Annotated in this window: 12 protein-coding genes and 1 pseudogene; 11 read left to right on the top strand and 2 right to left on the bottom strand. The window is 63.6% G+C overall.

Annotated elements, in window-relative coordinates; genetic code table 11:
• Nucleotides 1-112 precede the first annotated feature (112 nt).
• From uxaC to NP503_RS15815, 8 genes are all read left to right on the top strand, one after another.
• Nucleotides 113-1,525 (top strand): glucuronate isomerase, encoded by a 1,413-nt coding sequence (gene uxaC / locus NP503_RS15850; protein ID WP_164748766.1) that lies wholly within the window; start codon nucleotides 113-115, stop codon nucleotides 1,523-1,525.
• Nucleotides 1,526-1,612: 87 nt separating this feature from the next.
• Nucleotides 1,613-2,539 (top strand): TRAP transporter substrate-binding protein, encoded by a 927-nt coding sequence (locus NP503_RS15845; protein WP_372958886.1) that lies wholly within the window; start codon nucleotides 1,613-1,615, stop codon nucleotides 2,537-2,539.
• Nucleotides 2,540-2,639: 100 nt separating this feature from the next.
• Nucleotides 2,640-3,170, top strand: a complete 531-nt coding sequence (locus NP503_RS15840; RefSeq protein WP_127269376.1) for a TRAP transporter small permease — start codon at nucleotides 2,640-2,642, stop codon at nucleotides 3,168-3,170.
• Nucleotides 3,171-3,174: 4 nt separating this feature from the next.
• Complete coding sequence (locus NP503_RS15835) at nucleotides 3,175-4,455, top strand: TRAP transporter large permease (RefSeq protein WP_127269374.1); 1,281 nt, start codon at nucleotides 3,175-3,177, stop codon at nucleotides 4,453-4,455.
• Nucleotides 4,456-4,462: 7 nt separating this feature from the next.
• Nucleotides 4,463-5,239, top strand: a complete 777-nt coding sequence (locus NP503_RS15830) for a FadR/GntR family transcriptional regulator (RefSeq protein ID WP_127269375.1) — start codon at nucleotides 4,463-4,465, stop codon at nucleotides 5,237-5,239.
• Between the two features lie 22 nt (nucleotides 5,240-5,261).
• Complete coding sequence (kduI, locus tag NP503_RS15825) at nucleotides 5,262-6,113, top strand: 5-dehydro-4-deoxy-D-glucuronate isomerase (RefSeq protein WP_127270496.1); 852 nt, start codon at nucleotides 5,262-5,264, stop codon at nucleotides 6,111-6,113.
• Nucleotides 6,110-6,868, top strand: a complete 759-nt coding sequence (gene kduD / locus NP503_RS15820) for a 2-dehydro-3-deoxy-D-gluconate 5-dehydrogenase KduD (RefSeq protein ID WP_127271817.1) — start codon at nucleotides 6,110-6,112, stop codon at nucleotides 6,866-6,868. Before kduI ends, kduD begins: the two co-directional genes overlap by 4 nt.
• A 67-nt stretch (nucleotides 6,869-6,935) precedes the next feature.
• Nucleotides 6,936-7,271, top strand: a complete 336-nt coding sequence (locus NP503_RS15815; protein WP_127270498.1) for a cupin domain-containing protein — start codon at nucleotides 6,936-6,938, stop codon at nucleotides 7,269-7,271.
• Between the two features lie 189 nt (nucleotides 7,272-7,460).
• Here NP503_RS15815 and NP503_RS15810 read toward each other — a convergent pair whose 3' ends face one another.
• A complete protein-coding gene (locus NP503_RS15810) occupies nucleotides 7,461-8,882 on the bottom strand; it encodes a coniferyl aldehyde dehydrogenase (protein ID WP_127266898.1) in 1,422 nt (473 codons plus the stop codon).
• A gap of 117 nt (nucleotides 8,883-8,999) precedes the next feature.
• On the opposite strand from NP503_RS15810, the gene NP503_RS15805 reads away from it, so the two are divergent.
• Nucleotides 9,000-9,938 (top strand): sulfotransferase, encoded by a 939-nt coding sequence (locus NP503_RS15805; protein ID WP_236382929.1) that lies wholly within the window; start codon nucleotides 9,000-9,002, stop codon nucleotides 9,936-9,938.
• A pseudogene (locus NP503_RS15800) lies at nucleotides 9,938-11,108 on the top strand (RQC domain-containing protein). Before NP503_RS15805 ends, NP503_RS15800 begins: the two are co-directional and overlap by 1 nt.
• A 260-nt stretch (nucleotides 11,109-11,368) precedes the next feature.
• Here NP503_RS15800 and NP503_RS15795 read toward each other — a convergent pair.
• Nucleotides 11,369-12,265 carry a LysR family transcriptional regulator gene (locus NP503_RS15795; protein ID WP_127266896.1) on the bottom strand — a complete coding sequence of 299 codons (897 nt, stop codon included), beginning with the start codon at nucleotides 12,263-12,265 and terminating at the stop codon, nucleotides 11,369-11,371.
• Nucleotides 12,266-12,542: 277 nt separating this feature from the next.
• On the opposite strand from NP503_RS15795, the gene NP503_RS15790 reads away from it, so the two are divergent.
• Nucleotides 12,543-13,277 carry an SDR family NAD(P)-dependent oxidoreductase gene (locus NP503_RS15790; protein ID WP_127266895.1) on the top strand — a complete coding sequence of 245 codons (735 nt, stop codon included), beginning with the start codon at nucleotides 12,543-12,545 and terminating at the stop codon, nucleotides 13,275-13,277.
• Nucleotides 13,278-13,340: the final 63 nt, after the last annotated feature.

Genomic DNA, 13,340 nt, shown 5'->3' with positions numbered 1-13,340 from the left:
CGTAACATTCGATTTCCTGCCACACAATGGGTCGAAAAGTCATCATACAACAATCGCAATTTTGTATGTTGACATTATTTCTTGCCGCCCCTACCGATAGTGGCTTGGGAGGATGATCGTGGCACTGACCCATGCGGATTTGCTGTTTCCCGCCGAGGCGCATTCGCGCGCGATTGCCCGTGATCTCTATGCCGGGATCAAGGACCTGCCCCTTGTCAGCCCGCATGGTCACACCGATCCGCGCTGGTATGCGCTGAACGAGCCATTCCCGGATCCGGCGCAACTGCTCATCGTCCCGGATCACTACATCTTCCGCATGCTGTTCAGCCAAGGCGTCCGCCTTGAGGATCTCGGCGTGGCGACGCTCGACGGCGCGCCGGTCGAGACCGACGGCAGGGCGATCTGGCGGCTTTTTGCCGAGCACTATCATCTGTTTCGCGGCACGCCGACCCGGCTGTGGTTCGATCATGTGCTCGCCGATCTGTTCGGCATCGACGAACCGCTGACCGCGGCGACTGCCGACCGCCACTACGACACCATCGCGACGCTGCTGCAGTGGGAGAATTTTCGCCCGCGCGCGCTGTTCGAGCGTTTCAACATCGAGGTCATCGCGACCACGGAAGGCGCGCTCGACGATCTCCAATGGCACCAGATGATTCGCGACAGCGGCTGGCAGGGCCGCGTTATCACCGCCTATCGGCCGGACGCGGTCGTCGACCCAGATTTCGAAGGGTTTTCAACCAATCTCGACCGGCTCGGTGAGATCACCGGCTGCGACACCGGCAATTGGGCCGGCTATCTCGATGCGCATCGCCAGCGGCGTGCCTTCTTCAAAAGCTTCGGCGCGACTTCGTCGGATCATGGCCATCCGACGGCCGAGACCGCCAATCTTTCGGATGCGGCGGCGCAAGAGCTGTTCAATCGGATTCGCCGTGGTTCCGACGATGAGCGCGAGCGAAAACTGTTCCGCGCCCAGATGCTGACCGAGATGGCCAAGATGAGCCTCGACGATGGACTGGTCCTGCAGATCCATCCCGGCTCCTGGCGCAATCATTCGCCCGCGATCTTCCAGAAATTCGGCCGCGACAAGGGTTTCGATATCCCGACCAGGACCGATTATGTGACGGCGCTGAAGCCGCTGCTCGACTGCGTCGGGCTGGAGCGCGACCTCACCGTCATCCTGTTCACGCTCGACGAGACCAGTTATGCGCGCGAGCTGGCGCCGCTGGCCGGTGTCTACCCGGCGCTGAAGCTCGGGCCGGCATGGTGGTTCCACGACAGCCCGGAAGGCATGCGGCGCTTCCGCGAGATGACCACCGAGACGGCCGGCTTCTACAACACCGTCGGTTTCAACGACGACACCCGTGCCTTTCCATCGATCCCGGCGCGTCACGATGTGGCGCGGCGAGTCGACTGCGCGTTCCTGGCGCGTCTCGTCGCCGAGCATCGGCTGCGCGAGGACGAGGCGCATGAGCTGGCGCGGGAACTGACCTATACGCTGGCGAAAAAGGCGTATCGGCTCTGAAGGGGCAACTCGCCCGCAATGCAAAGGGAGGAAACCATGTTGCATTTTTCAAGACTGACGGGAGTTGCGCTACTCGCCGCCGCACTGATGGCCGGAACGGCAAGCGCCCAGACGGTTCTGCGCTCGTCCGACACCCACCCGGACGGCTATCCGACGGTCGAGGCAGTCAAATATTTCGGCGAGCTTGTAAAGGAGCGTACGGCCGGCCGCTATGCGGTCGAGCTCTATCATTCCGCGCAGCTCGGCGAAGAAAAGGACACGATCGAGCAGGTTCGCACCGGCGTGATCGACCTCAACCGCATCTCGATGGCGCCGTTCAACGGGCTCATTCCCGAAACCACGGTGCCCTCGCTGCCCTACATCTTCCGCTCGGAAGACCATATGCACAAGGTCATGGACGGGGCGGTCGGCGACCAGATCGCGGCGGCGTTCGAACAGGTCGGGCTGGTGCTGCTCGCCTTTTACGACAGCGGCGCGCGCTCCTTCTACAATTCGAAGAAACCGATCAACTCATTAGCCGATCTGTCCGGCATGAAGTTCCGCGTCATCCAGTCCGACATCTTCGTCGACATGGTGGCGGCACTCGGCGCCAACGCGACGCCGATGCCGTATGGCGAGGTGTATTCGGCGATCGAGACCGGGGTCATCGACGGCGCGGAAAACAATTTTCCGAGCTACGACACCGCCAAGCATGCGGAAGTCGCCAAGTTCTATTCGCTCGACGAGCACACTATGGTGCCGGAAGCCTTCGTCATGGCGAAGTCGAGCTGGGACAAGCTGACGCCGGAGGATCAGGCGATCTTCAAGGCGGCCGCCAAGGAGAGCGTCGCCAGGCAGCGCGAGCTGTGGACCGCCAAGGTCAAGGAATCGCGCGCCAAGGTCGAGGCGGCCGGTTCGCAGATCACGACGCCGGACAAGCAGCCCTTCATCGACGCCATGGGTCCGGTCTACGAGAAGCATGTCAAGGACGACAAGCTGAAGGCCATGGTCGAAGCCATCAAGGCCGTGCAGTGATCAAGCGGCGGCGCGGGCATTCCGCGCCGCCGTCCTCTTGCGGAGAGAACCGGTGACCTCCAGCCCAGAACACAGACCGCCCCTGTCCGGCGTCGCGCGCATGATGTCGCGCGTCAGCACAGCGGCGCTATGGGTCGCAGGCATCGGGCTGGTGCTGATGACCGCCTTCGTCGCCTGGCAGGTGTTCGGTCGTTATGTCCTGAACCGCTCGCCAAGCTGGACCGAGCAGGGCTCGGTGATGCTGATGAGCTGGTTCATTTTCCTCGGCGCTGCCGTCGGCGTGCGCGAGAACTATCACCTCGGCTTCGACGTCCTGCTCTACGTACTGCCCAAAGGCGGCAAGCGTTGGCTGCGGATGATCTCGGACCTCGTCGCGCTCGCCTTCGGCATCGGTATGATCTGGTATGGTAGCCAACTGGTCGCATTGACCTGGGGCGCTACCTTGCCGTCGCTCGGCATATCGGGGGGCTGGGACTACGTCCCGCTGGTCGCGGGAGGCGTGCTCGTCGTGCTCTTCACGCTGGAGCGCATCGTGCTTCGCCTCTCCGGTGCGCCGATCGACGATGTGCTCGATGAACTGCCGCCGGCGGAAGTCGCAACCGAGCTCGACACGGCGAACGTGAAGGTCTGACGCCATGGAACTCTGGATTCTCTTCGGCGTCTTCACCCTTCTGATGCTTATCGGCACGCCGATCGCTTTCTGCCTCGGCGTCGCAAGCTTTGCCACCGTCCTCTATATGGGCCTGCCGCCGCTCATCGTGTTCCAGCGCCTGAATTCCGGCATGAGCGTCTTTTCGCTGCTGGCCATTCCCTTCTTCATCTATGCCGGCGACTTGATGGTGCGCGGCGGCATCGCCAGCAAGATCGTTGCCTTCGCCGGCTCGCTCGTCGGCCATTTGCGAGGAGGCCTCGGGCAGGTCAACATTGCGACCGCTACACTGTTCGGCGGCATTTCGGGGTCCGCGGTGGCCGAGGCAGCGGCGGTCGGCGGCTTGATGATCCCGCAGATGAAGGCGCGTGGATATGGAGCGGATTACGCCGTCAACGTCACGTCGATGGCAGCGCTGATCGCGCTGCTCCTGCCGCCGTCGCACAACATGATCATCTACTCGATCTCGGCAGGTGGAAAGATCTCCATCGCCGACCTGTTCACGGCCGGCATCATTCCGGGCCTGCTGTTGGCCCTGTCGCTGATGATCACCGCCTATTTCGTGGCGCGCTCCCGCGGCTATCCGACCGAGCCGTTTCCGGGCTTCACCGCCGTCGCGCATCTCTTCGCTGTCGCGGTGCCCGGCCTGCTGCTGATCGCGATCATCTTCGGTGGCGTACGATCGGGCGTTTTCACGGCGACCGAGAGTTCCTGTGTCGCGGTCATCTATGCGTTGCTCGTCACTGTCTTCGTTTACCGGCAGATGACTTGGGAAGGTTTCGTTCATGCCACCCATGGTGCCGTGCGCACCACGGCCATGGTGCTGCTCATCATCGGCATGGCGGCGGCGTTCTCGTGGTTGATGGCCTTCCTGAAAGTGCCGGCAGCGCTCATAGCCTCCATGAACGCGATCTCGGACGATCCGCTGGTCGTGCTTCTCCTGCTCAACGTCTTGATGCTGTTCCTCGGCACCTTCATGGACATGGGGCCGACGATCATCATCTGCACGCCGATCTTCCTGCCCGTGGCGCAAGCCTACGGCGTCGACCCGGTACATTTTGGCGTTATCATGATCCTCAACTTCGGCATCGGGCTGAATACGCCGCCGGTGGGCGCTGTGCAGTTCGTGGCGTGCGCAGTGGGCAAGATATCCGTCTGGGAGGCGATGCGCTCGATCTGGCCGTTCTATGGGGCCGGGCTCGTGGTACTGGGGCTCGTCACTTATATTCCGGCCATTTCGCTCTGGCTACCGAGCGTCTTCAAATAGGGGCGACATGGCATCGGACACCGCAACCGACCTCAGGGTCGAGAGAAAACCCAAACTGTCGGAGACAGTAGTCACGACGATCCGCAAGCAGTTGCAGGCGGGTGAGATCCTGCCCGGCCATAAATTGCCGACCGAAGGCCAACTGACCGAAACCTTCGGCGTCAGCCGCACCGTCATCCGCGAGGCGCTGGCCAAGCTTGCCGCCGACGGGCTGGTCGAACCGCGCCAGGGCGCCGGTGTCTTCGTCACAGAGCACATCTCGACAATGTTCGGCGCGCTGGCCGCGGACATGGGCAGCAAGGATTCGATCGCGCTCAACGTGCTCGAAGTGCGGCTGGCGATCGAGATTGAATCGGCCGGGATCGCCGCCGTCCGCCGCAATGCCGCGCAGGAGGCGGCGATCCAGGAAGCCTTCTTCGAATTCGAGCGGCTGCTGCTTGCCAGCGAGCCGACCGGTCCGGCCGACCTCGCCTTCCATCGCGCGATCGCCAGCGCCACCAGCAACCCATTCTATGTCGAGATGCTCGACGTGCTCGGCCGGCGCGCCATCCCGTGCGACGTGACTTCGCCCTGGTCGACCGAATTGGCGCAATCCGATAGCTACCAGCGCGGACTGCAGCGCGAGCACCTGGTGATCCTCAACGCCATTACCTCTGGCGATGCCGAGGCCGCGCGAGAGGCGATGCGCGCGCACCTCACCGCCAGCCAGCAGCGTTACCGCGAACGCCTGCATGCGCGTCAGGCTTTTTATTCCAGTTCGGTCAAGGCCGCCGCCGGCGAATGACCCATCTCAAGTCAGGATTGAAATGAACCAGAGCCACACCGACTATACATCCCGCTTTGCCATCGACCCGGTCGCCGCCGCGGCGATGGGAACCGATGAGCTGCGCCACAACTTTCACATTGACGGCCTGTTCCAGCCCGGCCGCATCAGCCTGACCTACACACATTACGACCGCATGATCGTCGGCGGCGCCGTGCCGACGGACGCCGCGCTTCAACTGGAAACGATCAAGCCGACCGGCACCAAGAACTTTCTCGACCGTCGCGAGCTGATCGCCGTCAACATCGGCGGTGCAGGCGTCATCAAGGCCGGCGGCCAGTCCTTCGAATTGCAGGCGCGCGACATGCTCTATCTCGGCATGGGCATCGCTGATGTGTCGTTCGCGTCGGCCGATGCAGATGCGCCGGCCAAATTCTATCTGCTCAGCGCGCCGGCGCATCAGGCCTGGCCCAGCCGGCTGATCCGCATCGGCGACGCCAAGCGCCTCGATCTCGGCAGCAAGGACACCTGCAACGAGCGTTCGATCTTCCAGTTCATCCATGCCGACGGCGTGAAGACCTGCCAGCTGGTGGTCGGCATGACTCAGCTGGCGCCGGGCTCGGTGTGGAACACCATGCCGTGCCATGTGCATGACCGGCGCATGGAGGCCTATCTCTATTTCGACCTGGCGGAGACGGCACGCGTCTTCCACTTCATGGGCGAGCCGGACGAGACGCGCCATATCGTCATGGGCAACGAGGAAGCGGTGCTGTCGCCGGGCTGGTCGATCCATTCGGGCGCCGGCACTTCCAATTATGCTTTCATCTGGGCGATGGCTGGCGACAATGTCGACTATACCGATGTCGACCCGGTGGCGTTGAGCGATCTGCGGTGAGCGACCCCTTCAGCCTTGCCGGAAAACGTTTCCTGGTCACCGGCGCCAACACCGGCATCGGCCAGGGCATCGCCGTATCGATCGTACGCGCCGGGGGCGCGGTGGTCGGCGTCGGCCGCTCGTCGATGGACGATACGGCAGACAAGGTCGCCGCGCTGGGAGGGCAATTCGAGGCGGTCAGCGCCGACCTTGCCGACATTTCGGCCGCCGGCCCGTTGCACGACCGGATCTGGGACGAAAGCGGTCCGCTCGACGGGCTGGTCAACAATGCCGGCATCATCCGCCGCGCCGATGCCGTCGATCTCAGCGAGGCCGATTGGGACGACGTCATGGACGTCAACCTGAAAACGGTTTTTTTGCTCTGCCAAAGCTTTGCAAGGCGTGCCTTGGCAGCTGAGCGGAAGGGCAAGATCGTCAACATTGCCTCCGTGCTGAGTTTCCAGGGTGGCATCCGCGTTGCGTCCTACACTGCCTCGAAGCACGGTGTGCTCGGCATCACGCGTCTGCTCGCCTGCGAATGGGCGGCAAAGGGCATCAACGTCAACGCCATCGCGCCGGGCTATATCGAGACCAACAACACGCAGGCGCTGCGCGCCGATCCCGACCGCAGCGCCGCCATCCTGGCGCGTATCCCGGCCGGCCGCTGGGGCGAGGCGGGCGACATTGGCGACGCCGCCGTCTTCCTGCTGGCGCCGGCGTCGAACTACATGCATGGGGCGGTGGTGCCGGTGGATGGCGGCTGGCTGGCGCGCTAGGTTTTGACGCAATTCCGGGCGGAAAACCGTTTCACACTTTTCTTGGAATTGCTCTGAGGAGACAACGATGACCGCAAAGATTTTCGCGCAAGCCGGCGAGGGCGCCTGGACGAAGACGCCAGACGGCAACAGGCGGCGCGTTCTCCTGCACACCGACGAGTTGATGCTGGTCGAATTCGGCTTCGACAAGGGTGGCGTCGGCGCCCTGCATTCGCACCCGCATGTCCAGGCAAGCTATGTCGCCGAAGGCCGCTTCGAGGTGACCATCGACGGTAGGACCGAAACCATCGAGACCGGCGGCAGCTTCATTGTGCCGTCCGGTCTGGTGCACGGCGTCAAGGCCCTGGAAGCAGGGCGGCTGGTCGACAGCTTCACGCCGCACCGGGCCGATTTCCTCGGCTAGCCAAGGGTAAGAGATCGAGCGGGAATGACCCGCACCCCGAAAGAGGCGCGGGTCTGTTGCCTGGGCGCTTGTGGCGCCGCGGTACTCAAGACATCACCGCAGGATGAGGACCCTGCCGCACCGTGGTGAAGATAGTCTTAATGCGCCGGCGCTGCATGGCACGACGAACCGGAGGCTGCGCTCGCTCGATCAGGTGATGTGACGCAGGAGGCTGAAGAGCCGCTCGAACGTCTTGCCGTAGGGCGGGCGCAACAAGGCTCCGGCGCTCAGCCGCGACTGTGTGAAAACCGGCTTCTCCTTGCTGAACGTCCGAAATCCCCACTCGCCGTGATAGGCGCCCATGCCGCTGGCGCCGACCCCGCCGAAAGGCTGGTTTTCCTGTACCAGATGCAGCATGCAGTCGTTGATGGTGACACCGCCGGCAATAGTCTCGTGCAGGATGCGTTGACGATTGCCGCTGTCGCGGCCGAACCAGTAGAGCGCCAGCGGGCGCTCCGCTCCGTTCACATCGGCAATCGCCTCGTCGATCCCGGTGTATTCTACGATGGGCAGCACCGGCCCAAAAATCTCCTCGCGCATCAGCCGCAGGTTTGCGCCGGCGTTGCGGACCAGAGTCGGCAGCAGCTTCCGGCTTTTGGCACCCAGCTCTTCGCCGGCCGGGTTGATTTCGGTGACATCGGCGCCTGCGTCACGCGCTTCAGTGATCATGTCGCGCAGGCGCTGGTGGTGCCGGTCGCTGATGATGGCGGTATAATCGGGGTTGTCGCGCAAGGTCGGGTAGAGCTTCGCGATCGCCGTTGCGAGCTTGACAGCGACCGTGCCTGCCTGCCCCTTCGGCACCAGCAGATAATCCGGCGCGATGCAGGTCTGCCCGGCATTCAAGAGCTTGCCATAGGCAATGCTGGATACCGCCGCATCGAGATCGCAGGACGGATCGAAGATTGCCGGCGACTTGCCGCCGAGTTCGAGCGTGACCGGGGTCAGGTTGGCGGCCGCGGCGATCGCGACCTGGCGTCCGACCGCGGTCGAGCCGGTGAACAGCAAATGATCGAAAGGCATCGACACGAAGGCCTTTCCCATCTCGGCATCGCCGGTGATGACGCTGAGCTCATCGGGTGCGAAATGCTCGGCAACGAGTTTGGCCAGCAGCACTGAGAATGCCGGGGTCAATTCGGAAGGTTTTATAAGCACGCGATTGCCGGCCGCGAGTGCCGCCGTGACCGGCGCGACAGCGAGTTGGAAAGGATAATTCCAGGGCGACACGATGCCGACGACGCCGAGCGGCTGCGGGACGAGGCGATTTCGGCCGGGCAGGAACGGCATGGTGGTGACAACGCGGCGTTCGCGCATCCAGCCCCTGACATGCGACAGCGCGTGGCGGATGCCGGCGCGCACGACGAACAGTTCCGCAAGGCGCGTCTCATGCGCGGAACGGCCGCCGAAGTCGGTGTCGATGGCGGTGCAGATGTCGGCTTCATGCCGCTCGGTCAGCGCCAGCAGGCGTTTCAGGCGATCCTTGCGGATGCCAAAGTTGGGGAAAGGCTGCGCCTCGAAGGCGGCGCGCTGCAGGTGGAACCGCTCGCCGAGAACATCCTGTCTGGTCTGCAGCATCGCATCCTCCCTGGCTAGCGGAGCCGAGCTTACATTGCTGGGTGAAGGAATCCAGCGAGGTAAAGGTGTTGCAAGGGAAGGCGCAGGCTGCAGGCGACCTGTTCCTGTTGTGGCACGATGACAGCTGCGCTAAGGCATGGTGCCCATGCAGAGAGTCGTTTTGACCGATTTCCCATCCTCTCCCATCCAGGAATTCCAGTCCGGTGTCTGCCTGATGCTGATATCGGCGACGAGTATCTTGGCCATGGACCCCAAGCGGCGCGTTTCGTGCCGGGCGGCCCTGCGGAATTGCGGATGAAGGGCGCTCACAGGCTTGAGGCTGCGTTTGGAGCGGCTGCGCGAAGGGTTGTGCGGGAGTTTCTGCGGTTCGTGCCGCTGTCTCTGAAACAGCGCATGCAAAAACGCACATACGCACGCGCGGCGCCCGCCAACAGAATTTTCATTTCGGGTTGCGCGCGCAGCGGCACGACGCTGACACAGCGGCTGATGAGGTGTTTCGAGGACATTTTCGTCCATCCGCCCGAAGCGCGATACACAATGCTGGACATGTTGGACCGGCCGGAATCGAACCTCGTCGTCAAGCGCGATGCGCGCGGTTTTGCGCATCTGGCGAAGCTCCCTCCCTCCATCGGCTTGATCTATTGCGTGCGCCATCCGTTCGACACGCTGACAAGTTCGCATCCGCAAACACGCAACGAGCGTCGGTTCCACGTCACGCCGCATCGCTGGCTGGCCGAATACGACGCGCTGACCCGGCTGAAGAAGGCACAACCGCACCGGCAGATACTCTTTGTCCGCTACGAAGACATGATCGGCGCGCCCGATGCGCAGCAGGACAGAATCGCGCAATCGTTCGGACTGACACCGCGCATTCGTTTCAGCGAGGATCCGAACAATCCGATCCGGGTGGCTTCGTTGAGAAAATGGGAACGGAATGAAGAATTCAGGACCTATCTCGGCGGTCTGCCCCCGGCATTTCTCGTCGGCGTCCGGCGTTTCTGCGCCGAGTTCGGCTATGACATGCCAATAAGCACGCCGACCGTGGACGCGCGGTAATGCGGGCACCGGCGGCCGTCGCGACAGAAGAGCGAGATCCCAAGCGGCGCGTGCTGAAGGACGTGTTCGGCTTCGATGATTTTCGCCCCGGCCAGGCCGATGTCATGGACGCGCTGCTGGCCGGGCGGCATGTCCTGGCCGTCATGCCGACGGGTGCGGGCAAATCGCTCTGCTACCAGGTCCCGGCACTTGTCCTGGGCGGGCTCACCATTGTCGTTTCGCCGTTGGTGGCGCTGATGCAGGATCAGGTCGCCGCCTTGCGGCTTGCCGGCGTGGCTGCCGATACGATCAATTCCTCGATCGACCGCGATGCCAATATCGCCGCATGGCGTCGCGTCGCCTCAGGCCAGACGCGCCTGCTCTATCTCGCGCCGGAGCGGCTGATGACCGAGCGGATGCTCGAGGCGCTGGCCAGGCTCGATGTCAGCCTGATCGCCGTCGACGAGGCGCATCGGCTATTGCGAGACGGCGCAGTGCCGTCGCCAGGTGCTGCTCGGCTATTTCGGCGAAGAAGCGCAGCCTTGCGGCAATTGCGACACCTGCCTCGACCAGGCGCCGCGCGCCGATGGCGGAGCGGAGGCGCGGATAATCCTGGCAGCCATCGCCCAGAGTGGCGAACGCTTCGGTGCCGGCCATGTCATCGACATCCTGCTCGGCCATGAAACCGAGAAGGTGCTTGCCAGGAACCACCAGAGGCTCACGAGTTTCGGCAGCGGTCTGGCGCACAAGAAGGATTTCTGGCTGTCGCTGATCCGGCAGCTCGTCGCAGGCGGGTTCCTGATGCCGGATCCGGCCGGTCATGGCGGCCTCGCCATCGCCGAAAAAGGCCATGCGCTTGGGCGTGGCGAGATGCCGTTCCATTATCGTGTCGAGGTGCGCAGCCGCGCCTTGCGCGGCAAGACGCGCTCCGGGCAGGATTTCGGGCAATCGGATGTGGACACCGGGCTGCTGGCCGCGCTGAAGACCTTGCGACTGCGGCTCGCCAAGGAGCGTCAGGTGCCGGCCTATGTGGTGTTTTCCGATCGCACCCTGATCGACATGGCCGAGCGCCGCCCGCACGACCTCGACGCCTTCGCTGAAGTGAATGGAGTTGGGGCGGCAAAGCTGAAGGAGTTCGGCCAGGTTTTTCTGAGTGCGATTGCCGAGCACCAATCCGATGGCTCGGCCTGAGGTCAGATCAGCGACTGGTCACGCGCTCTGAAGCATAGGGATCTTCGGAGAAGGCATCCGTTCCGAGAGCTTCTGTTCCGTCGCCGCCCATTCCTACATCGCCTATGCCCCCGACGAGACCGATCAGTTCAATGTTCTCTGGCCGGCCAGTCGACAGATCAGGTTGAGACCGAGGCGTTCATCGACTTCATGGCTGAGCATCTGCAACCGCAATAGGTGCCGCTGTCCGCTCATTCACCGCAGCGTCGACCCGCTGGGCGTCAGTCGCGCGATATGGATAGTCCCGTGAGAAGCGGAGCGTAGGCGGCGAGCCTGCGGGATATGAACTCCGTGAAGAGCCGCACGCGCTTCGTCTTGCGTGTCTCACCCTGGGTGAGAAGCCAGAGCGTTCCGTACATGTGCAGATCGGTGCCCGGCACCCTCACCAGCACGGGGTCGGCATCTCCGACGAAGCACGGCAGTGTCGTGATCCCGAGACCTTGCCGTACGGCAACGATCTGCGCCTCGGCGTCCGTGGTCCTGAATGGAACCCCCGTGGTGCGAACCTCACCCGCGTTGGCCCATTCCGGAATCCCATGAGCGCTTATGACGATCCACCGGATGGGATCAGCTGCGCCCGCACGCCACGCGGCCAGGCGATCGCGGGACATGTAAACGCCGCCGAACACCTCCGGTCCCTTCAGGCCGTGAAGATTGAGCGGCAGGGTTTTGCGGTCGTAGACGACGCGGATCGCCACGTCGGCCTCTCGGTTGGTCAGATTTGCCAGTTCGCCGGACGACAGGATTTCCATCTCGATGTCGCGATGCAGACTCGCGAAATCGGCGAAGTCCGGCATGAGCAGGTGTGTCGCGAGGGGGGGTGCCAGCGTCACCCGCAGAAGCCCGCGCACGCTCTGGTCGCGCCCGAAGACGCGCGTCTCCAGCTGGTGAGACGACGCTTCCATCTGGTTCGCGAGCTCGAGGACCTCCTCGCCCGCAGCCGTCAGGCGGTAGCCCGAAGGCAGCTTTTCGAACATTTGCGCCCCGAGGCGTTCCTCAAGCTGTGCGATGCGTCGCAGCACGGTCGAGTGATTCACCCCGAGCTGCGCGCCGGCAGCCCGCACCGAGCCTCCGCGTGCGACGGCTAGAAAGTAGCGAATGTCATCCCAGTCGATCATGGTGCAATCCGGCACCGCGCGGTGCGCCTTCCAAAGCCCGTATCTAGCACATCCTACAGCGGTAGGGGCGGGACATCATAGCTTATGTCGACAGGGGCGGCGCAATTCCGAATGGCGGACACGGATCGTCGCGGCGGGCGTCAGCCCTGAAAGCGGATCGATTTTGCACCACCGATGTGCGCGCTTCCGCACTCACCACCTGACCCCGACGGGCCCATCTAGAGGTCCTCGGGGCGTACCCCGAACGAGCAAAGACAGAAGCTGGAAGGATTGAGTCATGGGAAAACTGGACGGTAAGGTTGCGGTTATTACGGGTGGCGCCACCGGCATCGGCCGCGCCGCAGCGAAGCGCTTCATCGAGGAGGGCGCCTTCGTCTTCATCTTCGGCCGCCGGCAGGACGCGCTAGACGCCGCTGTGGCCGAACTCGGGCCCAATGCCCGCGCGGTGAAGGGCTCGGTCTCGGATGAGGCCGACCTCGATCGGCTCTATGCGGCGGTGAAGGCCGAGCGCGGAACCCTCGACATCATCTTCGCCAACGCCGGGGTGGGAAGCCTGCTTCCGCTCGGCAAGCTCACCGCCGAGCACATTGACGAAACCTTCAACACCAATGTGAAGGGTACGATTTTCACGGTCCAGAAGGCGCTGCCGCTGATGGGCGAGGGCGGTTCGATTATCCTGACCGGATCGAGCGCCGGCACCACGGGCGCGCCCGCATTCAGCGTCTATAGCGCGAGCAAGGCGGCCGTGCGCAACCTCGCGCGGACCTGGGCGGAAGACTTGAAAGGCACCGGCATCCGGGTAAACGTGCTGTCGCCCGGGCCGACGGCGACCGAACTCGCGAAGGCAGCGATAGGCGAGGAGGGCTTGAAGGCCTTCGCCTCGATGAATCCGCTTCAGCGGATGGCCGATCCAGCGGAGATCGGGGCGGCGGCTGCGTTTCTCGCGTCGCCCGACAGCAGCTTCATGACCGCCAGCGAGGTCGCCGTCGACGGGGGCTTGGCGCAAATCTGACCCGCTACGCCCCGCCGTTCATCCATTCGATATCCCGAGCCCGCAGGGCCTGGTAAACTGAAG

Origin of the sequence: Mesorhizobium sp. SEMIA396, from assembly GCF_024518615.1 — a bacterium.
Taxonomy (GTDB): Bacteria; Pseudomonadota; Alphaproteobacteria; order Rhizobiales; family Rhizobiaceae; genus Mesorhizobium.
Note: the sequence above shows the minus strand (reverse complement) of the source record. Positions and strands in the feature narration are given on the sequence as shown.

Bases quoted from the DNA above. Each gene is read 5' to 3' on its own strand.
- uxaC (WP_164748766.1), top strand. From the start codon at position 113: ATGATCGTGGCACTGACCCATGCGGATTTGCTGTTTCCCGCCGAGGCG.
- NP503_RS15815 (WP_127270498.1), top strand. From the start codon at position 6,936: ATGACCGCAAAGATTTTCGCGCAAGCCGGCGAGGGCGCCTGGACGAAG.
- NP503_RS15830 (WP_127269375.1), top strand. From the start codon at position 4,463: ATGGCATCGGACACCGCAACCGACCTCAGGGTCGAGAGAAAACCCAAA.
- NP503_RS15805 (WP_236382929.1), top strand. From the start codon at position 9,000: ATGACAGCTGCGCTAAGGCATGGTGCCCATGCAGAGAGTCGTTTTGAC.
- NP503_RS15845 (WP_372958886.1), top strand. From the start codon at position 1,613: ATGGCCGGAACGGCAAGCGCCCAGACGGTTCTGCGCTCGTCCGACACC.
- NP503_RS15790 (WP_127266895.1), top strand. From the start codon at position 12,543: ATGGGAAAACTGGACGGTAAGGTTGCGGTTATTACGGGTGGCGCCACC.
- NP503_RS15835 (WP_127269374.1), top strand. From the start codon at position 3,175: ATGGAACTCTGGATTCTCTTCGGCGTCTTCACCCTTCTGATGCTTATC.
- NP503_RS15795 (WP_127266896.1), bottom strand. From the start codon at position 12,265: ATGATCGACTGGGATGACATTCGCTACTTTCTAGCCGTCGCACGCGGA.
- NP503_RS15840 (WP_127269376.1), top strand. From the start codon at position 2,640: ATGATGTCGCGCGTCAGCACAGCGGCGCTATGGGTCGCAGGCATCGGG.
- NP503_RS15810 (WP_127266898.1), bottom strand. From the start codon at position 8,882: ATGCTGCAGACCAGACAGGATGTTCTCGGCGAGCGGTTCCACCTGCAG.
- kduI (WP_127270496.1), top strand. From the start codon at position 5,262: ATGAACCAGAGCCACACCGACTATACATCCCGCTTTGCCATCGACCCG.